This window comes from Massilia sp. YIM B02769 (assembly GCF_030411995.1).
GTDB lineage: Bacteria > Pseudomonadota > Gammaproteobacteria > Burkholderiales > Burkholderiaceae_D > Telluria.
The window spans coordinates 52,445-74,498 of the sequence record NZ_JASNRC010000011.1 but is presented as its reverse complement, the minus strand read 5'-3'; the positions used below and the strand labels follow the sequence as shown (position 1 = coordinate 74,498).

Annotated in this window: 18 protein-coding genes; 8 read left to right on the top strand and 10 right to left on the bottom strand. The window is 65.4% G+C overall.

Annotated features, from left to right (window positions below):
* Window positions 1–49: 49 nt before the first annotated feature.
* The 4 genes from frr to rpsB all read right to left on the bottom strand — a co-directional run bounded on the left by frr (window position 50) and on the right by rpsB (window position 3,635).
* On the bottom strand, window positions 50–610 hold the full coding sequence (gene frr, locus QPK31_RS18425; RefSeq protein WP_290424352.1) for a ribosome recycling factor: 561 nt from the start codon (window positions 608–610) through the stop codon (window positions 50–52).
* A 35-nt stretch (window positions 611–645) separates the two neighbouring features.
* Window positions 646–1,362, bottom strand: coding sequence for a UMP kinase (pyrH, locus tag QPK31_RS18420; protein WP_290424351.1), 717 nt, complete (start codon window positions 1,360–1,362; stop codon window positions 646–648).
* 463 nt (window positions 1,363–1,825) lie between these two features.
* A complete protein-coding gene (tsf, locus tag QPK31_RS18415; RefSeq protein WP_290424350.1) occupies window positions 1,826–2,734 on the bottom strand; it encodes a translation elongation factor Ts in 909 nt (302 codons plus the stop codon).
* A 151-nt stretch (window positions 2,735–2,885) separates the two neighbouring features.
* Window positions 2,886–3,635 (bottom strand): 30S ribosomal protein S2, encoded by a 750-nt coding sequence (gene rpsB / locus QPK31_RS18410; protein WP_290424349.1) that lies wholly within the window; start codon window positions 3,633–3,635, stop codon window positions 2,886–2,888.
* A 421-nt stretch (window positions 3,636–4,056) separates the two neighbouring features.
* On the opposite strand from rpsB, the gene map reads away from it, so the two are divergent.
* The 7 genes from map to QPK31_RS18375 all read left to right on the top strand — a co-directional run bounded on the left by map (window position 4,057) and on the right by QPK31_RS18375 (window position 14,735).
* A complete protein-coding gene (map, locus tag QPK31_RS18405) occupies window positions 4,057–4,881 on the top strand; it encodes a type I methionyl aminopeptidase (RefSeq protein ID WP_290424348.1) in 825 nt (274 codons plus the stop codon).
* Between the two features lie 22 nt (window positions 4,882–4,903).
* Window positions 4,904–7,495, top strand: coding sequence for a [protein-PII] uridylyltransferase (locus QPK31_RS18400; RefSeq protein ID WP_290424347.1), 2,592 nt, complete (start codon window positions 4,904–4,906; stop codon window positions 7,493–7,495).
* Window positions 7,496–7,516: 21 nt separating this feature from the next.
* Complete coding sequence (locus tag QPK31_RS18395; RefSeq protein ID WP_290424346.1) at window positions 7,517–8,263, top strand: pseudouridine synthase; 747 nt, start codon at window positions 7,517–7,519, stop codon at window positions 8,261–8,263.
* A 194-nt stretch (window positions 8,264–8,457) separates the two neighbouring features.
* Window positions 8,458–9,318 carry a phosphate/phosphite/phosphonate ABC transporter substrate-binding protein gene (locus tag QPK31_RS18390; protein WP_290424345.1) on the top strand — a complete coding sequence of 287 codons (861 nt, stop codon included), beginning with the start codon at window positions 8,458–8,460 and terminating at the stop codon, window positions 9,316–9,318.
* Between the two features lie 4 nt (window positions 9,319–9,322).
* Complete coding sequence (locus tag QPK31_RS18385) at window positions 9,323–12,199, top strand: EAL domain-containing protein (RefSeq protein ID WP_290424344.1); 2,877 nt, start codon at window positions 9,323–9,325, stop codon at window positions 12,197–12,199.
* 439 nt (window positions 12,200–12,638) lie between these two features.
* Window positions 12,639–14,138 (top strand): peptide MFS transporter, encoded by a 1,500-nt coding sequence (locus QPK31_RS18380; protein WP_290424343.1) that lies wholly within the window; start codon window positions 12,639–12,641, stop codon window positions 14,136–14,138.
* 54 nt (window positions 14,139–14,192) lie between these two features.
* Window positions 14,193–14,735, top strand: a complete 543-nt coding sequence (locus QPK31_RS18375; protein WP_290424342.1) for a GNAT family N-acetyltransferase — start codon at window positions 14,193–14,195, stop codon at window positions 14,733–14,735.
* Here QPK31_RS18375 and QPK31_RS18370 read toward each other — a convergent pair.
* The 3 genes from QPK31_RS18370 to QPK31_RS18360 are packed head-to-tail and all read right to left on the bottom strand — an operon-like array spanning window position 14,732 to window position 17,981.
* Complete coding sequence (locus QPK31_RS18370) at window positions 14,732–16,081, bottom strand: ATP-binding protein (protein WP_290424341.1); 1,350 nt, start codon at window positions 16,079–16,081, stop codon at window positions 14,732–14,734. The two genes, QPK31_RS18375 and QPK31_RS18370, sit on opposite strands and share 4 nt — an antisense overlap.
* Window positions 16,082–16,103: 22 nt before the next feature.
* The gene (locus QPK31_RS18365) at window positions 16,104–17,573 is read right to left on the bottom strand and encodes an ATPase domain-containing protein (RefSeq protein WP_290424340.1); all 1,470 of its coding nucleotides are present in this window, start codon (window positions 17,571–17,573) and stop codon (window positions 16,104–16,106) included.
* On the bottom strand, window positions 17,574–17,981 hold the full coding sequence (locus QPK31_RS18360; RefSeq protein WP_290424339.1) for a hypothetical protein: 408 nt from the start codon (window positions 17,979–17,981) through the stop codon (window positions 17,574–17,576). It lies immediately after the preceding gene.
* A 294-nt stretch (window positions 17,982–18,275) separates the two neighbouring features.
* Between QPK31_RS18360 and QPK31_RS18355 the strand changes: the two genes are divergently transcribed.
* Window positions 18,276–20,024 carry a DUF885 family protein gene (locus QPK31_RS18355; protein ID WP_290424338.1) on the top strand — a complete coding sequence of 583 codons (1,749 nt, stop codon included), beginning with the start codon at window positions 18,276–18,278 and terminating at the stop codon, window positions 20,022–20,024.
* Window positions 20,025–20,140: 116 nt separating this feature from the next.
* Here the strand turns inward: QPK31_RS18355 and QPK31_RS18350 are convergent, their stop codons facing one another.
* From QPK31_RS18350 to galU, 3 genes are read right to left on the bottom strand one after another with little or no spacing between them, the layout of a single operon-like run.
* Window positions 20,141–20,635: a hypothetical protein gene (locus QPK31_RS18350; RefSeq protein WP_290424337.1), complete on the bottom strand. Its 495-nt coding sequence runs from the start codon at window positions 20,633–20,635 to the stop codon at window positions 20,141–20,143.
* Window positions 20,632–21,168: a peptide deformylase gene (gene def, locus QPK31_RS18345; protein ID WP_290424336.1), complete on the bottom strand. Its 537-nt coding sequence runs from the start codon at window positions 21,166–21,168 to the stop codon at window positions 20,632–20,634. Before def ends, QPK31_RS18350 begins: the two co-directional genes overlap by 4 nt.
* A complete protein-coding gene (gene galU / locus QPK31_RS18340; RefSeq protein ID WP_290424494.1) occupies window positions 21,155–22,051 on the bottom strand; it encodes a UTP--glucose-1-phosphate uridylyltransferase GalU in 897 nt (298 codons plus the stop codon). The genes def and galU overlap by 14 nt, the downstream gene beginning before the upstream one ends.
* Window positions 22,052–22,054: the final 3 nt, after the last annotated feature.

The following is a 22,054-nucleotide window of genomic DNA, read 5'->3' as shown; positions in this document are numbered from 1 at the left end:
GCCGGGCCACAGTCCGGGCCGGCTTTGGCGTCCGGCCCTCTTCAACCTGTTATACGGTCAGGACTTCTTTCTCTTTCTCGGCGACCAGCTTGTCGATGTCGGCGACGAACTTGTCGGTCAGCTTCTGGATCTCGTCCGAGGCGCGGCGCTCGTCGTCTTCCGACGCGGTCTTGTCCTTGACCATTTTCTTCAGCTGTTCGTTGGCGTCGCGGCGGATGTTACGCACGGCGATCTTCGCGTCTTCGGCTTCCGACTTGCACAGCTTGACCATTTCCTTGCGGCGCTCTTCGGTCAGCGGCGGGGTCGGCACGCGCACCATGTCGCCCATGGTCGACGGGTTCAGGCCGAGGTCGGCGTCGCGGATCGCCTTTTCGATGGTGCTCAGCATCTTCTTTTCGTAAGGCTGGACGGCGATGGTGCGCGCGTCGGCCAGGGTCAGGTTGGCCACGCCGGTGAGGGGCGTCGGCGAACCGTAGTAGTCGACCATCACGTGGTCGAGGATACCGGTGTGGGCACGGCCGGTACGCACCTTGGCGAGATCGGCACGCAGGGTTTCAATCGACTTCGTCATGCGCTCTTGCGCATTCTTCTTGACGTCAGCTAGGGACATGCTGCTCTCCTGTTCTTGGATACTTCAGAGTTAAATCAAACGTGTACCAGTGTACCTTCGTCTTCGCCCATGATCACGCGCTTGAGGGCGCCGGGCTTGACGATGGAAAACACCTTGATCGGCAGCTTCTGGTCGCGGCACAGGGCGAACGCGGTCGCGTCCATCACCTGCAAGTGCTTGGCGATCGCCTCGTCGAAGGTGATCGACTCGTAGCGCGTCGCATGCGGATCTTTCTTAGGATCGGCAGTATATACGCCATCGACCTTGGTTGCCTTCAAAACAATCTCGGCCGAGATTTCCGAGCCGCGCAGGGCAGCCGCGGTATCGGTGGTGAAGAAGGGGTTGCCGGTGCCGGCGGCGAAGACGACGACCTTGCCCTCTTCCAGGTATTGCAGGGCTTTCGGGCGGACGTAAGGCTCGACCACCTGCTCGATGCCGATCGCCGACATGACGCGTGCGGTGATGCCGACATGGCGCATGGCGTCGGCCAGGGCCAGGGCGTTCATGACGGTGGCCAGCATGCCCATGTAGTCGGCGGTGGCGCGGTCCATGCCCTGGGCGCCGGGGGCGACGCCGCGGAAGATGTTGCCGCCGCCGATCACGACTGCCAGCTCGACGCCCAGCTTCGCCACTTCCGCCACATCGGCCACCATGCGGTCGATGGTGGCGCGGTTGATGCCGAATGGGTCGTCGCCCATCAGCGCTTCGCCAGACAGCTTGAGGAGGACTCGTTGGTAGGCTGGTTTTGTCATGATGAGGCGCTCTCCTGTAGTGTTTGGTTCGAATTCGGTTCCGGCCGCAGGCGCGTGGCTTGCGGCTTCATCTGCAAATGTACAGATGGCGGTGAAACTGGCGCGCACGCTGGCGAGCCTGCGGCGCTCGGGATGGCCTGCGGCGTTCCGGACCGGCTCGCGGCGTCTCCCGTACGGTGGGCACTCCGTGCCCACGCGGATGCCGGCATGGTGTTGACCATGCCATATCCGGTACTGCCGGCGCTATCGAAACGCCTCGAGAGACGTCTCCGCGACGCATGCCGACGGCCACGAACAAGGTTTCGTTGACGCGCCGTTCCGCGTGGGCACTTCGTCTTGGATGCCACTGGCATCCAAGACCCCACCGTACGGTTGCAGCCAACGGTGCTGCTACCTGCTCCACATTTACCCGGCCGCGTAAACCGCCGGGCTTAAAAAAACGGGCCTTGCGGCCCGCTTTTCATTACTGCTTGTTGGCAGCCATCTGGGCCGCGACTTCTGCTGCGAAGTCGTCGACCTTCTTCTCGATGCCTTCGCCGACGACGTACATGGTGAAGCCCTTGACGGTCGTGTTGGTGGCCTTCAGCATCTGCTCGATCGACTGCTTGTCGTTCTTCACGAATGCCTGGTTCAGCAGCGACACTTCTTTCAGGTACTTCTGAACCGAACCTTCGAGGCGCTTGGCCAGGATTTCCGGCGATTGGGCCGGCTTGCCTTCGGCAGCGGCTTTCTCGGCGTCTTCCTGTGCTTTCAGCTGGGCAACCGAACGCTCTTTCTCGATCATTTCAGCAGGCACTTGCTCAGCCGACAGAGCGACTGGCTTCATCGCGGCGATGTGCATTGCCACGTCCTTGCCGACCTGGTCGTCGCCGCCTTCGAACTCGACCACGACGCCGATACGGGTGCCGTGCAGGTACGAGGCCAGCTTGCCGGTGGTGTCGAAGCGCTGGAAGCGGCGCACGGTCATATTTTCACCGATTTTACCGATCAGTGCCGAACGCAGTGCGTCGAAGGTCTGGCCGCCGGCGTCGAGTTGCGACAGGGCTTCCACGTCGGCCGGGTTCTGCTCGGCGACCAGCTTGGCTGCCAGGTTGGCCATGGCCAGGAACTCGTCGTTCTTGGCGACGAAGTCGGTTTCGCTGTTGATTTCAACCAGCGCGCCGATGTTGCCGGCGATGTAGGTGGCGACGACGCCTTCGGCGGTCACACGTGCCGATGCCTTCGATGCCTTGCCGCCCAGCTTGACGCGCAGGATCTCTTCCGCACGGCCCATGTCGCCTTCGGCTTCGGTCAGTGCTTTTTTGCATTCCATCATCGGTGCGTCGGTTTTCGCGCGCAGTTCGCCGACCATCGCTGCAGTAATCGCTGCCATGTGTATTCTCCTAAATAGTGAGTCGCAGAGTGAAAACGCCAACGGCGCTTCCACGACGTGATTGCTGAATTCGTTTTTGCTTGAAAAAAGGGGTGCTCAGTACACCGGCACCCCTTTTGGAGCTAAAGGCAGGCATGCAGCCCGCCCGGCATTACGCCTGCTCGGAGACTTCGACGAAGTCGTCGCCGCCGGCCTTGACCATTTCAACGACTTCGTTGGTGGCGTTGGCACGGCCTTCCAGGATCGCATCGGCGACGCCGCGTGCGTACAGGGTGATGGCTTTCGACGAGTCGTCGTTACCCGGGATCACGTGGGTCACGCCTTCTGGCGAGTGGTTGGTATCGACCACGCCGATGACCGGGATGCCCAGCTTGCCGGCTTCGGTGATGGCGCCCTTGTGGTAGCCGACGTCGACGACGAAGATCGCGTCAGGCACGCCGCCCAGGTCCTTGATGCCGCCGATCGACTTCTGCAGCTTTTCCATTTCGCGCGAGAACATCAGCGCTTCTTTCTTCGACATCTTCTCGACCGAACCGTCTTCGATCTGGGCTTCCATGTCTTTCAGGCGCTTGATCGAGGTCTTGATGGTCTTGAAGTTGGTCAGCATGCCGCCCAGCCAACGCTGGTCGACGTAAGGCACGCCGGCGCGCTGTGCTTCAGCGGCGATGATATCGCGGGCCTGGCGCTTGGTGCCGACCATCAGGATGGTGCCGCGGTTAGCCGAGATCTGCTTGATGGTTTTCATCGCATCCTGGTACATCGCCATGGTTTTTTCCAGGTTGATGATGTGGATCTTGTTGCGATGACCGAAGATGAACGGTGCCATCTTTGGGTTCCAGAAACGGGTCTGGTGGCCGAAGTGAATACCGGCTTCCAGCATTTCGCGCATAGTAACGGACATGTAATTCTCCAGGGTTAAATTCTTGAATAACGACCAGTCACCTCGAGGGCACCCTTGTCGGTCGCATTCGCGATTTGAATAAATAAAATAGACTACTTTGACAACATTGCCCGATCAGGATCGGAGCAACCCGAGATTCTAGCGGGATTCCGGTTGGTTATCAAGCTTTGCATGGCGTGACGGGGCCTCGGAAAGCTTTGGTACGGCCAACGCAGGGTGGCCGAACACAAAACCGCGTGGGCACGGGGCGCCCACCCTACGCATGCAACGGCCACTGACTTCGAATACGTTGGGTGGGCGCCCCGTGCCCACGCGTTCACATGCATCACTTATAATGCGGAGGATATTGCAGCGAATGAAATAGTTACTCCGCTGTTACGCGCTGTTACACAGATACTTACCGTTTCTCCAGAATCCTCTTATGTCCATCTCCATCAAAACCCCGGAAGAAATCGAAGGCATGCGCATTGCCGGCCGCCTTGGCGCCGAAGTGCTCGACTACATCACGCCCTTCGTCAAGCCGGGCGTCACCACCGCCGAACTCGACCGCCTGTGCCACGAGTACATGGTTAACGTGCAGGGCACGACCCCTGCCCCGCTGAACTACCAGCCGCCGGGCTACCCGCCCTACCCGAAGTCGGTCTGCACCTCGCTCAACGACGTGATCTGCCACGGCATCCCGAACGACAAGCCGCTGAAGGACGGCGACGTGATGAACATCGACGTCACCGTGATCACGAAAGACGGCTTCCACGGCGACAACAGCCGCATGTTCTTCATCGGCAAACCGTCGATCATGGCCAAGCGCCTGGCGGAAATCACCTATGAATGCATGTGGCTGGGCATCAGCAAGGTCAAGCCGGGCGCCCACCTGGGCGACATCGGCCACGTGATCCAGCAGCACGCGGAAAAGCATGGCTACAGCGTGGTGCGCGAGTTCTGCGGCCACGGCATCGGCCGCGTCTTCCACGAGGAACCGCAGGTCCTGCACTACGGCAAGCCGGGCACGCTGGAAAAGCTGGAGCCGGGCATGATCTTCACCATCGAGCCGATGATCAACGCCGGCAAACGCGAGATCAAGGCCCTGCCCGACGGCTGGACCATCAAGACCAAGGACCGCAGTTTGTCGGCCCAGTGGGAACACATGATCCTGGTTACCGAAACCGGCTACGAAGTCCTGACCCAGTCCGCCGGCACCCCGCCGCCGCCAGCCATCGTGTTGCCGGCCGCCGCCGTTCCAGCCTGACCTTCCAGCCGGAGGACACCACATGCCAGCCGCGCAGCGCGATGAGACCGACCCCGGGCACGCATCCGAACTCAGGCAGAAGCTGAAAACCGAACGGCAAGCGCTGTTCGAACGCTTCCGCCACGACGACCGGCCCGAGAAGCTGCTGCGCAGCCTGCGCCGCTGCGTCGACGGCATCCTGGGCGAAGCCTGGCGCGCGGCGCGCCTGCCCGCGAATACCGCCCTGGTGGCGGTGGGCGGCTACGGGCGCGGCGAACTGTTTCCCTATTCCGACGTCGACGTTTTGATCCTGCTCGGCGCCGCGCCGGACGCGATCACCCAGGCCAGGCTGGAAAACCTGGTGCAGTTGCTGTGGGACCTGGGCCTGGAGATCGGCCACAGCATCCGCACCGTGGACGAATGCCTGAGCGAGTCGGCCGCCGACATCACCGTGCAAACCAGTTTGCTGGAAGCGCGCCTGATCACCGGCGACGCGGCCCTGTTCGCGCAGCTGCAGGCGCGCTACCGCGAGGCCCTCGATCCGCAAGCCTTTTTCCAGGCCAAGACCGCCGAGATGCGCCTGCGCCACGCGAAGTACGAGTACACGGCGTTTGCGCTGGAGCCGAACTGCAAGGAGAGTCCGGGCGCACTGCGCGACCTGCAGGTGATCCTGTGGGTGGCAAAGGCGGCGGGCCTGGCGAATTCCTGGGGCCAGCTGGCCACGCGCGGCCTGATCACGCGCGTCGAGGCGCGCCAGCTGATGGAAAAGGAACGCGCCTTCAAGGATATCCGCGTGCGCCTGCATTTGCAGACCAAACGGCGCGAGGACCGCCTGCTGTTCGACGTGCAGACGGCGATTGCCGAATCGTTCGGGTTAGTAGCAGATCCGCCCGGCCCGGGTGCGCGACGGGCTTCCGAATACCTGATGCAGCGCTACTACTGGGCGGCGAAGACCGTCACCCAACTGAATACCATCCTGCTGCAGAACATCGAGGCGCAGCTGTTCCCGCAGCCGTCGGTGCCGCGTCCCATCAATGACTGTTTTAATGAAGTAAACGGTTTCATCGACATCGTGCGCGACGATACCTTCGAGAGCTACCCGCCCGCGGTGCTCGAGATCTTCGTCGCCATGACCGAAAGACCCGACATCAAGGGCATGACCGCGCGCACCACGCGTGCGCTCTGGCATGCGCGCAACCTGATCGACGAAGACTTCCGCAACGATCCGGTCAACAAGTCCCACTTCCTGCGCATCCTGAAGGCGCCGGTGGGCCTGGTGCATGCGCTGCGGCGCATGAACGAATTCGGCGTGCTGGGACGCTACCTGCCGAACTTCCGCAACATCGTCGGCCAGATGCAGCACGACCTGTTCCACGTGTACACCGTGGACCAGCACATCATGATGGTGGTGCGTAACCTGCGGCGCTTCACGATGAGCGAGCACGCCCACGAATACCCTTTCTGCAGCGCCCTGATCGCCAACTTCCGCGACCGCTGGCTGCTGTATGTCGCCGCCCTGTTCCACGATATCGCCAAGGGCCGCGGCGGCGACCACTCGGAACTCGGCAAGACCGATGCTTTCGAATTCTGCCGCGAGCATGGCCTGTCCGAAGAAGACACGGAGCTGGTGGTGTTCCTGGTCGAGCAGCACCTGACCATGTCGCAGGTGGCGCAGAAGCAGGACTTGTCGGACCCGGACGTGATTGCCGCCTTTGCCGGCGTGGTGAAGGACGAGCGCCACCTGACCGCCCTGTACCTGCTGACCGTGGCCGACATCCGCGGCACCAGCCCCAAGGTGTGGAATGCCTGGAAAGCCAAGCTGCTGGAAGACCTGTACCGCATCACCCTGCGCGTGCTCGGCGGCGAGCCGCATTCGGCCGACCGCGAGCTGCGCACGCGCCAGCAGGAAGCCCTGGCCACGCTGCGTTTGTTCGGCCTGCCGGCGAACGCCCACGAAGCGCTGTGGGACCAGCTCGACGTGGTCTACTTCCTGCGCCACGACGCCTCCGACATTGCCTGGCAGACGCGCTGCCTGCACGACAAGCTGGGCAGCGCACGCCCGGTCGTGAAGGCGCGCCTGGCGCCGATCGGCGAAGGCCTGCAGGTGACGGTCTACATCAAGGACCAGCCCGACCTGTTCGCGCGCATCTGCAGCTATTTCGACCGCAAGAACTTCAGCATCCTCGATGCGAAGATCCACACCACGCGCGACGGCTATGCGCTCGACACCTTCCTGGTGACCGACGCCACCTTCGCCAAGCACTACCGCGACATCATCAGCCTGATCGAGCACGAGCTGTGCGAACTGCTGGCATCAACGGCGCCGCTGGGTGCGCCGACGCGTGCGCGTCTTTCCCGCCTGTCGCGCCACTTCCCGATCACGCCGACCGTGGAGATGCGCCCGGACGAACGCGGCCAGTATTACCTGCTGTCGATCGCGGCCCACGACCGCACCGGTTTGCTGTACGCGATCGCGAACGTGCTGACGCGCTACCGCATCAATTTGCACACCGCCAAGATCATGACCCTGGGCGAACGCGTCGAGGACGTGTTCCTGATCGACGGCCCGAACCTGAACAACCCGCGCGTGCAGGTCCAGCTCGAGACCGAGCTGCTCGACGCGCTGGCCAATTAATTCCTTTTTTGCTTTTGCCTTATGACCGAACCGCTCCGCCTTTCCAAACGTATGTCCGAACTCGGCCTGTGCTCGCGCCGCGAAGCCGATGAATGGATCGCCCGCGGCTGGGTGCGGGTCGACGGCAAGGTGGTGTCCGAACTGGGCAGCAAGGTGCTGCCTTCGCAACGCATCACGGTCGAACGCCAGGCCGCGGCCGAGCAGTCGAAACGCGTGACCGTCCTGATCAACAAGCCAGTCGGCTACGTCAGCGGCCAGGCCGAGGATGGCTATACGCCGGCGGTGGCCCTGATCAAGGCGGAGAACCGCTGGGCCGAGGATCCTTCGCCCGAGAACTTCCATCCGACCCAGCTGCGTTCGCTGGTGCCCGCCGGGCGCCTCGACATCGATTCTGTAGGCCTTCTGGTGCTGACCCAGGACGGGCGCATCGCCAAGCAGCTGATTGGCCAGGACACCAGCATCGACAAGGAATACCTGGTGCGGGTGCAGTACACCAAACCGGGCAAGCTGCCCGACGCCGACCTGAAGAAGCTGAACCACGGCCTGTGGATGGATGGGAAACCGCTGCTGCCGGCCAAGGTACGCTGGCAGAACGACGACCAGCTCAGCTTTACCCTGAAGGAAGGCAAGAAGCGCCAGATCCGCCGCATGTGCGACATGGTCGGCCTGAAGGTCGTGGGCCTGAAGCGGGTGCGCATCGGCCGCGTCAAGCTCGGCGATTTGCCCGTCGGCCAGTGGCGCTACCTGGGCGCGGACGAGGCGTTCTGACCCGTAGGGTGGACGGCTCAGCCCCGGCGCCGGCATGCCTGCGACCGGGCCGCTGTCCACTCCAGGTTTTAGCATCTCGTCCAGCTTTCATTACAACAATTGCCACCCGCATTGCCGTGGCGAAATATATGCTATAGTTTCCGGATGGCGTACTTACTGCGCCCCTCCGACTCTACAGCTCCCCCTTCGACACCATGCGTACCCCTTTCCGGGCAGGCTTCGCGCTGCTCCTCTGTTCGCTGCTGGCCGCGCGCGCCGCGACCGCGGGCCCTGCCCCGACAGCGCCCGTTTATAACTTCTCGCCGGTCAACCAGTACAACCTGCAGGTCTCGGCCAGCTTCTGGAACCCGATCGTGCGCTATGTGTCGCAAAAGAGCGGCGTGCGCCTGAACCTGAAGCTGGGCCGCACCTCGGCCGACACCACCAGCTACGTGCTGGCCAAGGAAGTCGACTTCGCCTTTACCAACCACCTGTTCAGCCCCGAGCGCAGCAAGATGGGCTGGACCGTGTTCGGGCGCCGCAATGCCGAACCGGTGCGCGCCCAGATCGTGGTGCCGGCCGATTCGCCGATCCGGCGCCTGGCCGAACTGGCCAACAGCACCGTGGTCTTTCCCGGCCCGGAAGCGCTGATCGCCTACAAGGTGACCTACGCCCAGCTGCTGCGCCAGGGCGTGCCGGTCTCGGTCGCCTTCGGCGGCAACATGGACGCCGCCTTTACCCAGATGTTCAGCGGCCGCGCCAGGGCGGCCGGCGCGAATTCGCAGCTGGTCGCCAACTACGCCGGGCGCGAGGACAAGCGCTTCCGCGTGCTGTGGAGCTCGGCACCCTTCAACGACCTGGCCCTGATGGCCTCGCCGCGCGTACCGGCCGCCCAGGTGCGCGCCGTGGCCGACGCTTTCCTGAACATGCACAAGGATCCCGAAGGCCGCCGCATCCTGGAAACCGCGTCGGAGCTGATCCACGCGCCGGAGCTGCTTTCCTTTGTCGCGGCCAGCGATGCCGACTATGCCGCCTACCGCAGCTTCTACCAGGCCGCGCCGGCCGAACTGCGCTAGGACCATGCACACCGTGCCGAAGCTGCTGACACTGCTCGCCCGCCTGCACCAGTTCCTGCTGCCGCGCTCCCTGGTCGGACGCGTGTTCACGCTGTTCGCCCTGAGCATGCTGCTGTTCGTGGGCACGGGCCTGGGCATGTTCTACCGCCACCAGTTCCTCCAGCACATCGAGGAAACCCAGGATGCCGCGGCCACGCTGGTCGAGGTGGCCTCGCAGGCGGTCGAGGACAGCGCCGTGATCGGCGACTACGACACCGTCAAGCGCACCCTGTCGACCATGATCGTGCAGTCGCCCTTCCACAGCGCCACCTTCATCGACCTCGACGGCGGCGTGATCCGCGTCGAGGCGCCGTTCGAGGGCTCGCTGACGCCGGCCCCGGCCTGGATGACCCACCGCGTGGCAGGCGCGCTGTTCGACGTCAACCGCGTGGTCTCGGTCGGCGGCAAGGACTACGGCGTGCTGCGCCTGACCTTCGACGAGCGCAAGCTGGCCGCCCAGATGTGGACCCTGCTGCTGCAGTCGGCCGGCCTGGCCGCGGTCGCCCTGCTGGTCAGCCTGGCCCTGGCGCGCTACCTGCTGGCGCGCTGGCTGGAAAACCTCGGCCGCCTGCGCTTCTATGGCGACGAAGGCGCCGCCGGCGCCGGGCTCGACGCCGCCCTCAGCGCCGACGCGCCGCTCGAGATCCGCGAGGCGATCCAGGCCGTCAACCGCAGCGCGGCCAGCATGCGCGACCAGTATGGCCAGCGCATCGCCACGCTGATGAATTCCCTGGTCCAGCACAAGAGCGCGCTCGACCAGGCGGCGATCGTCTGCGAAGTCGACCGCGAGGGCCGCATCACCGCCGTCAACGAGCAGTTCGTGCGCCATACGGGTTATACGCGCGAGGACTTGATCGGCGCCGAACTGGCGCGCGTGGGCGCGCCGCTGGTGCATGCCAGCCGCGCCTGGAGCCCGTCGCACAGCGTCTGGAACGGCGAAGTGGCCGTGCCTTCGCGCGACGGCGAACGCCAGTGGCACCGCACCGTGGTGCCGATCTTCGACGGCGCCGGCCAGGTCGAGAAGTACATCTGCATCGATTTCGACATCACCGAACGCAAGGAATTCGAGGACGCCATCGTCCACAACGCCAAGCGCCAGGGCCTGCTCGCCCGCCTCGGACGCAAGGCGCTCGAAGCCGGCCCGCTGCAGGAACTGTTCGAGATGGCGACCCAGCTGGCCTGCGAAGGCATCGGCGTGCGGCACGCCGCGGTATTCGGCTTCGACGCCGACCTCGGCACCGCCGCGCTACAGGCCGGCGCCGGCTTCCCGCCGGGCGCTGCGGGCGCGCCCTTTCCCCATATTCCCGGCCCCGATTCGTCGGAGTACCTGGCGCGCTGGGGCCGCACCCTGCTCGGCCCCGGCGCGGCCGGCAGCAGCATCGAAGTCTTCATCGTCTGCCACGACCGCCTGTACGGGGCCCTGAGCGTGTACGCGCCGCTTGCGCGCACCTTCCAGGAAGACGAGGACGGCTTCCTGAACGGCCTGGCCAACATCCTGGCCACCGCCATCGAGCGCGAGGATGCGAAGAACCGCCTGACCTACCTGGCCCAGTACGACGCCCTCACCGGCCTGCCGAACCGGCACCGCCTCTCGACCTGCCTGGAAGGCGCCATCGCCGACGCGGCCGGCGGCGGGCATTGCGCCGGCGTCATGTTCATCGACCTCGACCGCTTCAAGAGCGTCAACGACATGATGGGCCACAGCGTCGGCGACGAGCTGCTGGCCCAGGCCAGCCGCCGCCTGCAGGATTGCGCGCGTCCCGACGACGTGGTGGCGCGCCTCGGCGGCGACGAGTTCGCGGTGGTGCTGCCGCGGCTGGCCTCGGCGATCGAGGCGGAAACCATCGCGCGCTGCATCGTCGATGCGCTGGCGCGGCCCTTCCTGCTGCAGGGCCAGCAGATCTTCGTGTCGGCCAGCGTCGGCATCGCCGGCTATCCGCACGACGGACAGGATGCGGCCACGCTCCTGAAAAGCGCGGACACGGCGATGTACAGCGCCAAGAACAGCGGCCGCAACAACTTCCGCTTCTTCGAGGCCGCGATGCACGCCAACGCGGCCCGGCGCCTGCAGCTCGAGACCGACCTGCACCTGGCGCTGGAACGCGGCGAATTCGAGCTGCACTACCAGCCCAAGCTGCGCCTGGGCAGCGGCGCGGTGAGCGGCTTCGAAGCCCTGCTGCGCTGGCGCCATCCCGAACGCGGCCTGGTCTCGCCGCTCGACTTCATCGCCATCCTCGAAGACACCGGCCTGATCCTGCCAGTGGGCGAATGGGTAATCGCCGAGGTCTGCCGCCAGCTCGGCGTGTGGAGCGAGACGCTGGAGAACGTGCCGCCGGTGGCGATCAACCTGTCGGCGCGCCAGCTGGCGCACGCCGGCCTGCCCGACACCGTGCGCGCGATCGTCGCCGCGGCCGGGATCGACCCGCGCCTGCTGGAATTCGAACTGACCGAGTCGATGCTGATGGCCGATCCGGAAGCGGCGGTGGCGATTCTCTCGAATCTGAAGGCGCAGGGAATGCGGCTGTCGGTGGACGATTTCGGGACCGGGTATTCGAGCCTGGCGTATTTGAAGCGCTTCCCGCTGGATGCGCTGAAGATCGACCGCACCTTCGTGCGCGACCTGCCGACCGATGGCGACGATGCGGCCATTACCAAGGCGGTGATCAGCCTGGCGCACAGTTTGAATCTGAAGGTGGTGGCGGAAGGGGTCGAGACCATCGGGCAGGTGCGGGTGCTGGAGGCCTACCAGTGCGATGAGATCCAGGGGTATTACGTGAGCAGGCCATTGCCGGCGGGGGCTGCCGCGGCCTTGTTGGTGGAGCGGGCGGTGGTGGCGGCCTGATGCGTTCGCGTCCGGTTCATTGGCATCGTTTGCCGCTGATCGGCGGGTGCGACCGCGTGGGATCGAGAGCCCACCGTTCGCGCTGTCGCCTCTGATCGAAGGGCGAGACCGCGTGGACACAGGTGTCCACCCTACGGGCATCGGTGTGCATGCGGGGACGCCGGTGGGTTCGAGAACCCACCCTACGAAGCCTTTGCCGCCGAGGCGCGCAGCGCCGAACCACCGGCTTCATCCGTAGGGTGGGCCGGGCCGCGCTAGGCACCCCGTGCCCACGCGGAGCATGCACACCAATGCCGCACCAGGCAACAGCCCCACTACCCCCACATGCCGCCTGTAAGCACACCTGCCACCATTGCAACTTCCGATTCCCTGGCGTAGCATGCAACGCTTGCCTCTGGTCACGAGCCATTGGCGACAGTCCATCCAAGAAGGGAATTAAATGAAAACGGAAATCCTGCCGTACAGCCAGACCCGCTCGTTCATGACCGTGGCGCTGATCGAGTTATGGGAACGCTTCGGCTATTACGGCATGCAGGCGCTGATCGTCTACTTCATGGTGCAGCGCATCGGCTTCGAAGACAGCCGCGCCAACCTGGTCTGGGGCGCAGCTGCCGCCCTGATCTATGTCGCGCCGGCCATCGGCGGCTGGATCGGCGACAAGGTGCTCGGCACCCGCCGCTGCATGGTTCTCGGCGGCATCATCCTGACCCTGGGCTACGCCCTGATGGCGGTCCCGACCGAAAACACCTGGTTCCTGTTCTCGGCACTCGGCGTGATCGTGGTCGGCAACGGCCTGTTCAAGCCGAACACCGCCAACCTGGTGCGCAAGATCTACGAAGGCGATGACTCGAAGATCGACTCGGCCTTTACCATCTATTACATGGCCGTGAACGTCGGCTCGACCATCTCGATGCTGGCCACGCCCGCCATCAAGGACTACGTGAATGCCACCTATGGCAACGAACTCGGCTGGCACGTCGCCTTCGCCGTCTGCTCGGTCGGCCTGGTGGTCGGCCTGCTGACCGTGATGATGATGCGCGCCACCATCCGCCACGTCGGCTCGCTGCCGGACGAACTGCCGCTGGACAAAGCCAAGCTGGCGATGGTGCTGGCGGGCGGCGTGGTTGCCGTCGGCGTCTCGGCCGTCATCCTGCAATACCAGAGCCTGGCCCGCGTGTTCGTCTACCTGGCCGGCATCGTGGTGCTCGGCATCTTCGTGCACCTGATCCGCAAGAGCGAAGCCAGCGAGCGCGCCGGCCTGATCGCGGCCCTGATCCTCACCTTGCAGACCGTGTTCTTCTTCATCTTCTACCAGCAGATGTCGACCTCGCTGTCGCTGTTCGCGCTGCGTAACGTCGACCTCGAATTCAACGTGCTGGGCGCCCACTTGTGGACCTGGTCGCCGGCCCAGTTCCAGGCCCTGAACGCGATCTGGATCATGGTCCTGAGCCCGGTCCTGGCCTTCTGGTACACCCGCGCCGGCCGTACCGGCTCGGACCTGTCGATCGCCGGCAAGTTCGCGCTCGGCTTCTCGGTGGTGGCACTCGGCTTCTTCACCTACGGCTTCGCGGGCGCCTTTGCCGTGAACGGCCTGACCTCGTCGTGGATCATGATCGCCGGCTATGGCCTGTATTCGCTGGGCGAGCTGCTGGTGTCGGGCCTGGGCCTGGCGATGGTGGCGCGCTACGTGCCGGCGCGCATGGGCGGCTTCATGATGGGCGCCTACTTCGTCGCCACCGGGATCTCGCAATACCTGGGCGGCGTGGTCGCCAACCTGGCCAGCGTCCCGTCGGGCATGACCGATCCGCTGCAGACCCTTCCGATCTACACCAGCCTGTTCAACAAGCTGGGCATCGCCGCCGTGCTGTGTACCCTGATCGCGCTGGCCGTGCTGCCGCTGATGCGGCGCCTGACGGCAACGCACCACGCGCACCAGTAAGCATGCAGTAACGAGGCCGGTCGATCGACCGGCTTTTTTTATCCCGAGGCGGACATGACTGTACTGAACACCGGGCGCCTGCGCCTGGAGCCTTTCGACGACCATCACTTCGAGGGCTTGCAGGCGATGAACCGCCTGCCGGAAGTGATGCGCTACCTGTCCGGCCAGCCCGAAACGCCGGAACAGACCCGCGCCGGCATTGCGCTGGTGCAGGGACGCTGGGCGGAATACGGCTTTTCCTGGTGGGCCTTCATCGAGAAGGAAACCGAACGCCTGGTCGGCGCCGGCTGCATCCAGTACCTGGGGCGCGATCCCGCCAACCCGCACGAGATCGGCTGGCGCCTGGTGCCGGACAAATGGGGCCAGGGCCTGGCCTCGGAAGCGGCGCAGGCGATGGCCGCCTGGGCCTTCGACAGCCTCGCGGCGCCGCTGCTGGTGGCGGTCTGCAAACCGGACAACCGCGACTCCGCAAAGGTCATGGCGCGCCTCGGCATGCGCTACCGCGGCGAGGAAAACTGGTACGACGGCCCGCATGCGGCCTGGGAGATCGCGCGCGCCGACTGGCTGGCGCGCCAGAAATCGGACGAGGGGCGCTAGGAACGCGCCGCCACCAGCGCCAGCAGCGCGTCGGGACTGACCGGCTTCACCAGGTAGTGGTCGAAGCCGGCGGCGAGTGCGCGCGAACGGTCTTCGGCCTGGCCGTAGCCCGACAGCCCGATCGCCATCGGCTGCACGTCCTTGCCCGAGGCGCGCAGGCGGGCCACCACCTCGAGGCCGTCCATGCCGGGCAGGCCGATGTCGCAGACCACCACGTCGAATTCCTGCGCCAGCATGGCCTCGAGTCCGGCCTTGCCGTCGTGCGCCATCGCCACCTCGTGTGCTTCGAGTTCGAGGAAGGCCTTCAGGGTCTCGCAGGCATCGACGTTGTCTTCGACCAGCAGCACGCTGCAGCGGCCCTTCGGCGCCGCCGAACTGGCCGCGCGCGGCGGCTCGCCGACCGCCAGCGCCGCCAGGGGCAGGCGCACCACGAAGCGGCTGCCCTTGCCGGCGCCGTCGCTCTCGGCTTTCACGGTTCCGCCATGCATCGACACCAGGTTGCGCACCACGTTCAGGCCCACGCCCAGGCCGCCCTCGGAGCGCGCCAGCGAGCGCGGTCCCTGGGTGAACAGGTCGAAGATATGCGGCAGCACCTCGGGCGCGATGCCGGTGCCGTTGTCGCGCACCGCTACCACCACTTCGCCCGCCTCCGCCGTGACGTCGACGTGGACATTGCCGCCGTCGCCGGTGTACTTCGAGGCGTTGCCGATCAGGTTGGTGAACACCTGGGTCAGGCGCACGCGGTCGCCGCGCGTGCCGACCGGCTCGGTCGGCAGGTTCAGATACAAGTGCTGTCCGCGCTCGCGGATGCGCGGCAGCACGGTCTCCAGGGCCTGGTCGATGGCGTGCGAGACCGGCATCGGCTCCAGGCTGAGGGTGATCTTGCCGCTGCTGATGCGTGCGGCGTCGAGCAGGTCGTCGAGGAGGCGCGCCATGTGGTCGACCTGGCGCCGGATCACTTTCGAAAAGTTGAGCAGCTGGGGCGAGGCGTCGGCCGAGCGTTCCAGCAGCGCCGCCGACATGCTGATGGGGACCAGCGGGTTGCGCAGCTCGTGGGCCAGCATGGCCAGGAATTCGTTCTGGCGCCGGTTGGTCGCTTCGGCGTCGTCGCGCGAGCCCTGGGCATTGATGGCGGCGACCACCAGGTGTTCGTTGGCTTCGCGCAGGCGCGTGACGGTCGCTTCCAGCGCTTCCTTCTCGCGCAGCGACTCGCGCAGGCGCGCCAGTTCGTCTTCGAGGGTGCCGATGTGGCGCAGCAGCGTGGCGCTGAGCGGGTCGGGCGTCAGCTGCTCCGACCCGGATTGCAAGGAACGCTGCACCGAACTGTTTTCGTCTTCGTGAAACATTCCTCGTTCTCCCATGTTGTTCTCAGTGCGCGGGCGGGCGCAGCACCGTGCCGCCGGTCAGCGTCCCCTCGACCTGGGTCGGCAACTCTTCAAGCTCGATGCCGGCGTCGGTGATGTGGTAGCCGCGCACATCGGTGCTATGGCCGCTGCCGCGCACCTTCACCACCGACATGAACTTGCGCAGCTGGCCTTCGACTTCCGCGTAGCGCAGCGCCACCACGGCGTCGGTCAGGTAAGAGATGTTCGCCTGGCTGAAACGCAGCTCGGTGAAGTTGTCGTCGAGGCCGATCGTGACCACGGCCGTCACGCCCAGCTTGGCGACCTCCGACAGCATGCGGAACACGGCCTGGCGCAGGTCGGCATGGAATTCCGGCGCCATGTAGAGGCCGAACTCCGACAGCGAGTCGATCACCAGGCGCCTGGCGCCGGTACGCTGCAGGGTCTGCACCATCTCGTCGATCAATTCCTCGACCGTGAGGTCCAGCAGGCGGCTTTCCACCAATGCCACCTGCCCGGCCTGCACCATGGCAGCCAGTTCGGCGTTGCGCAGGCGCGGCGTGCCCTTCTCGAAGAACATCGCCACGCCCTTTTCGCCGCGGCGCACGCCCTCTTGCAGGAAGCGGGTGCCGAGGATGGTCTTGCCGGAGCCGGTGGGGCCCACCACCAGCATGGTGTGCCCGTCGGGCAGGCCGCCGTTCAGCATGCGGTCGAGTCCCGGCGTGCCGGACGGGATGCGGCGCGGCTCGGTCTCGACGCCAGCGCCGGGCTGGCGGTCGCCGGCCAGCGGCGGCAGCACGCGCGGATAGACGCGCAGGCCGTCGTCGGTGATGCGGAAATTGTGCGAGCCGGCCAGGTGGGCGCGCCCGCGCATCTTCACCACGCGCATCTTGCGCACCACGGTGCTGTGCTCGTGGGCCTGGGTCAGCGACAGCATGCCGTCGGCCACCGTCATGATCGGGTTGGCTTCCGGGTCGGTGTGCATGTACTCGCCGATCAGGAAGGTCGTGGCCTGCCAGGTGGTCATGCGCGTGCCGAGTTCCTGGATGAAGTACTGCAGATCGGCCGCGCCTTCGTTGCCTCCCTTGGCGGTCTGGACCACCGAGCGGAAGGAGTCGACGAACACCAGCGACGGCGAAAAAGCCTCGACCTCGGCCATGATGCGGTCGAGCACGCCGCTGAAGTCGCCGGTGCGCAGGTTCTCGCCCAGGTTCACGTAGCGGATCGCCGGACCGACCTTGGCCACGTCGAAGAACGAGAATTGCTGCTGGTAGCGCAGCATCTTCAGGGGCGGCTCGCCGAGCACGGTGAAGAACAGGGCGCGGCGCTCGCTGCTGGCCAGCGCAAACATGATCTGGTGCGCGAGCGTGGTCTTGCCGCTGCCGGGCGGGCCGGCGACCAGGTTGAACGAAAATTCGGGAAGTCCACCGCCCAGCAGCGTATCCAGACCCGGCACGCCCGTTTTCAGCAGTCCCAAGGCTACTTTGTCGCTCATTTACTTCTGCTCCTGTTCATGCTTCTGCCCGTCTCCGCCCATTGCGTCGTGTAACAGCTGCTTTGTTAGCGCTTCGCCGATCAAGGTGCCCAGCAGTGTCGTGAAAGTCTCGAGCAGCTCGGCATTCGCCAAGGCTGCCTGCTCCGGTCCTAGCTCGTTCAGGGTTCTGGTCAGGGACGCAAACAGGTGGGCGGTGGGTTTCGACGGGTCGCACCCTTCGAGGCCGCCAAAGCGCGCCGACGCCAGCCGGACGGCGCGCCCGAACAACGCGCAAAAGCCGCTGTCGCCGATGAGCGGCGTCAGCTGCGCGCCCAGGCGCAGCCAGGGTTGGACGCGCGCGTCGTGCGCCGGCCCTGCTCCTGTTTCCGCACCCGCTTTGGGCATCGTCGCATCGTTCCTGTTCGTCATGTCGGCATTGTCGGATGGCGGAGGGTCCGCGTCCTCATTGGTCCATGCTTGCTGATCAGCTGTCATTGTGTATGTGCACGGCCTGCCGACTGGCTGGCTGATCCTCAATTATAGAGGTAATACCGACAATTTTTATAAATCGTCAGCCCAGCCGGCAAAATCTTTTGCGCGCGTTGCTGCGGTGCGAAAAAAATGCAGCCACTGCACAGGTACGACATAATGCTAGTTAGCAATTCTTGAGTTTTCGACACGCTGTAGTCCGCACGCTGTATCCGGTTCATAAAGAGGAGCAACATGAAGCACACGCTGGTCGCGGCCCTGGCCGCCGCAGGAATCCTGATGGCAACGAATGTCCACGCGGCCCCGTCCGCCGCGGATGCCCGCTTCGAAAGCATCTACAAGGCCGAATGGCAATGGCGCGTCAAGGAGCGCCTGGCCAGCGAGGAAAACACCCGCGGCCGTGTGCGCGAGGAACTGCCGCACGTCGATGCGCGCACCCAGCAGGCCCGCCTGGCCCATTGGCAGGGCGTGCTGCGCCAGCTCGACGCCCTGCCCCAGGCCAGCCTGGGCGCCGCCGCGCGGCTCGACTACCAGGTGTATCGGGCCCAGATCGCGGCCTTTGTCGAGGAGCTGCGCTTCCGCGAATACGAGCAGCCGCTGAACGCCGACAGCGCCTTCTGGACCGACGTCGCCTACGGCGCGCGCCAGGGCTTCGCCAGCCGCGAGGAATACGCGAACTACCTGCAGCAGCTGGCCAGCTTCCCGCGCTACTTCGGCGAGCAGCTCGACAACATGCGCGCCGGCCTGGCGCGCGGCTTCACGCCGGCCAAGGTCACGCTGGCCGGGCGCGACGCCTCGCTGGCCTCGGTGGTCGACGCCAAGCCCGAGGACACGGTGTTCTATACTCCGTTCAAGACCATGCCGGCCGCGATTCCCGCCGCCGAGCAGGCCGCCTTGCGGGCCCAGGCCGTGGCGGCGATCCGCAGCCAGGTCCAGCCCGCGTACGCGCGGGTGCTGACCTTCATGCGCGAGGAATACATGCCGGGCGCGCGCGACGTGCTGGCGGCCGAGCGCCTGCCCGACGGCAAGGCCTACTACCAGTCGAAGATCGTCGAGTTCACCACCACCAGCCTCAGCGCCGACGAGATCCACCGCATCGGCCTGGCCGAGATGGCGAAGATCCGCGCCGAGATGGCGGACACCATCCGCCAGACCGGTTTCACGGGCGACTTCCCGGCCTTCCTTCGTTTTCTCCGCACCGACCCGCGCTTCTATGCCAAGACCCCGGAAGAACTGCTGATGCGCGCGGCCTGGGTAGCGAAGAAGTTCGACGCCAAGGCCGGCCAGTACTTCGGCTACCTGCCGCGCCAGCGCTTCGCCATCCTGCCGGTGCCGGACGACCAGGCGCCCTACTACACCGCCGGCCGCGGCGGCCCCGGCGTCTACCTGGTGAACACCTACAACCTGCCGGCCCGTTCGCTGTACAGCCTGCCGGCCCTGACCCTGCACGAATCGGCGCCGGGCCACGCCTTCCAGATGCCGGTGGCGCTGGAACAGAAAGGCCTGCCGCGCTTCCGCCGCGCCTACATCTCGGCCTTCGGCGAAGGCTGGGCGCTGTACACCGAACGCCTCGGCAGCGAGATGGGCATCTACGAGACGCCGTATGAAGTCTTCGGCATGCTGAGCTACCAGGCCTGGCGCGCCTCGCGCCTGGTGGTCGACACCGGCATCCACGCCAAGGGCTGGACGCGCGAACAGGCGCAGGCCTACCTGCGCGAGAACACGGCGCTGTCGGAACACGAGATCACCACGGAAGTCGACCGCTACATCTCGTGGCCGGGCCAGGCGCTGTCCTATTACCTCGGTCAGATGGCGATCATGGAGGCGCGCGCCAAGGCGGAAAAGGCGCTGGGCGAGAAGTTCGATATCCGGAACTTCCACGATACCGTGCTGCAGCTGGGATCGGTGCCGCTGCCGGTGCTGAAGGAGCGGATCGACCGCTTTATCGCCGAAGGTGGGAAGGGCCCTTACCCTGCAGGGTAAGAGCGCGTAGGGTGGGTACTCGTACCCACCACTGCCACCCTGCCGAATCGCGGCCTCGATTGGAGGCGCCGATGCGCGATCGTACGACGGTGGGTACGAGTACCCACCCTACCACGTCATTCAAACACCTTCAGCTTCAGCTGCAGCGAAATCCCGCCGTACAGGCGGTCCTTGTAGCTCGGGATGATGCCGATGTTGACACCCACGTGCTGGTAGTCGTAGGTCAGGGTCGGAATGATGGCCGGGAACCAGCCGCCGTTGCGCATCTTCGGGTAGCCGTCGAAGGCGGCCAGCGCCGCGCCCACGCGCACCGGGCCGATTGCATACGGCTGCCAGATCACGCCGGCATAGTTCGACCATTCGCGGTCGCTGTTGTAGAAGCGTCCGCCGACGGCCGCCATCGTGCCCGAGAAGCGGTATTCGGCGCCCAGGCCCTTGTTGTTGCCGTTCAGGCCCTTGCCGCTGTCGAAGTGGGCAGTCCAGAAGCCGGAGTCGATCCAGACTTCGCTTTTCGGCTCGGCCTCAATCTTCGTGAAGAAGTCGTCGGCCTGGGCCAGGGGTGCGGCCAGCGCCAGCAACAGGGGGAGTGTCTTGAAAACCTTGGAAATCAATCGTCCGCTCCAGGATCGAGGTCGGGGAACATCACTTCGGTGAAGCCGAAGCGCGAAAAATCACGGATCCGCATCGGATACAGGATGCCGAGCAGGTGGTCGACTTCGTGCTGCACCACGCGCGCATGGAAGCCGTCGACGTCGCGCCGGATGGCATTGCCGTACTGGTCGACGCCCTCGTAGCGCAGGCGCGTGTAGCGCGGCACGCTGCCGCGCAGGCCGGGCACCGACAGGCAGCCCTCGAAGCCCTCTTCCATCTCGTCCGACAGGGGCGTGAGCACGGGATTCAGGAGCACGGTCTCCGGCACCTGCGGCGCGTCGGGATAGCGCGGATTGCTTTTGAAGCCGAAGATCACCAGCTGCAAATTGACGCCGATCTGCGGCGCGGCCAGGCCGGCGCCGTTCGCGGCATGCATGGTGTCGAACATGTCGGCGATCAGGGCATCGAGTTCGGGCGTGCCGAACTCACGCACGGGTTCGGCCACGCGCAAGAGGCGCGGGTCGCCCATCTTCAGGATTTCATGGACGGCCATGGCCGCTCTCCCTGGATAACTGCGCCAGGAATTCCCCGAAGCCGGCGGCGGTTTCCGGGTGCTTCAGGCCGATGGCGGCGGTGGCTTGCAGGTAGCCCAGCTTGGAGCCGCAATCGTAGCGCTGGCCGGCATAGCGGTAGGCCAGTACGCGTTCGGCGTTCATCAGCGCGGCGATGCCGTCGGTGAGCTGGATTTCGCCGCCGCTGCCGGCACCCAGGTTTTCCAGGTGGTCGAAGATCGCGCCGCTCAGCACATAGCGCCCGACCACGGCCAGCGTCGATGGCGCTTCTTCCGGTTTCGGTTTCTCGACGATGCCCGACACCAGTTCCAGGTCGGTGCGGTACGGCGCGGCGCTGACGATGCCGTACTGGCGCGTGTTCGCGCGCGGCACGTCCTGCACCGCCAGCAGGCTGCACTTCTCGTATCCGTAGAGTTCCGTCATCTGGGCCAGCACCGGCTTGCCGCCGCCGGCGTCCATGAAGTCGTCGGCCAGCAGCACGGCGAACGGCTCGTTGCCGACCACCGGGCGCGCGCACAGCACCGCATGGCCCAGGCCGAGCGGCGCCGACTGCCGGATGTAGATGCAGGTGACGTTCTTCGGAATCACCTTGCGCAGCACCTCGAGCAGCTCGTGCTTGTTGTGCGCTTCCAGCTCCGACTCCAGCTCGTAGGCTTTGTCGAAATGGTCTTCGATGGCGCGCTTGTTGCGGCCGGTGATGAACACCATCTCGGTGATGCCGGCCGCCACCGCCTCTTCTACCGCATACTGGATCAGCGGCTTGTCGACGATCGGCAGCATCTCCTTCGGCTGGGCCTTGGTGGCGGGCAGGAAGCGGCTGCCGAGGCCGGCCACGGGGAAGACTGCCTTGCGGATCTGCGAAATGCG

Excerpts from the sequence above, each read along its gene's own strand:
- QPK31_RS18355 (WP_290424338.1), top strand. The coding sequence starts at position 18,276 with ATGAAGCACACGCTGGTCGCGGCCCTGGCCGCCGCAGGAATCCTGATG.
- tsf (WP_290424350.1), bottom strand. The coding sequence starts at position 2,734 with ATGGCAGCGATTACTGCAGCGATGGTCGGCGAACTGCGCGCGAAAACC.
- rpsB (WP_290424349.1), bottom strand. The coding sequence starts at position 3,635 with ATGTCCGTTACTATGCGCGAAATGCTGGAAGCCGGTATTCACTTCGGC.
- QPK31_RS18385 (WP_290424344.1), top strand. The coding sequence starts at position 9,323 with ATGCACACCGTGCCGAAGCTGCTGACACTGCTCGCCCGCCTGCACCAG.
- QPK31_RS18395 (WP_290424346.1), top strand. The coding sequence starts at position 7,517 with ATGACCGAACCGCTCCGCCTTTCCAAACGTATGTCCGAACTCGGCCTG.
- QPK31_RS18390 (WP_290424345.1), top strand. The coding sequence starts at position 8,458 with ATGCGTACCCCTTTCCGGGCAGGCTTCGCGCTGCTCCTCTGTTCGCTG.
- QPK31_RS18365 (WP_290424340.1), bottom strand. The coding sequence starts at position 17,573 with ATGAGCGACAAAGTAGCCTTGGGACTGCTGAAAACGGGCGTGCCGGGT.
- frr (WP_290424352.1), bottom strand. The coding sequence starts at position 610 with ATGTCCCTAGCTGACGTCAAGAAGAATGCGCAAGAGCGCATGACGAAG.
- QPK31_RS18360 (WP_290424339.1), bottom strand. The coding sequence starts at position 17,981 with ATGACGAACAGGAACGATGCGACGATGCCCAAAGCGGGTGCGGAAACA.
- def (WP_290424336.1), bottom strand. The coding sequence starts at position 21,168 with ATGGCCGTCCATGAAATCCTGAAGATGGGCGACCCGCGCCTCTTGCGC.
- map (WP_290424348.1), top strand. The coding sequence starts at position 4,057 with ATGTCCATCTCCATCAAAACCCCGGAAGAAATCGAAGGCATGCGCATT.
- QPK31_RS18370 (WP_290424341.1), bottom strand. The coding sequence starts at position 16,081 with ATGTTTCACGAAGACGAAAACAGTTCGGTGCAGCGTTCCTTGCAATCC.
- QPK31_RS18375 (WP_290424342.1), top strand. The coding sequence starts at position 14,193 with ATGACTGTACTGAACACCGGGCGCCTGCGCCTGGAGCCTTTCGACGAC.
- pyrH (WP_290424351.1), bottom strand. The coding sequence starts at position 1,362 with ATGACAAAACCAGCCTACCAACGAGTCCTCCTCAAGCTGTCTGGCGAA.
- QPK31_RS18400 (WP_290424347.1), top strand. The coding sequence starts at position 4,904 with ATGCCAGCCGCGCAGCGCGATGAGACCGACCCCGGGCACGCATCCGAA.
- QPK31_RS18380 (WP_290424343.1), top strand. The coding sequence starts at position 12,639 with ATGAAAACGGAAATCCTGCCGTACAGCCAGACCCGCTCGTTCATGACC.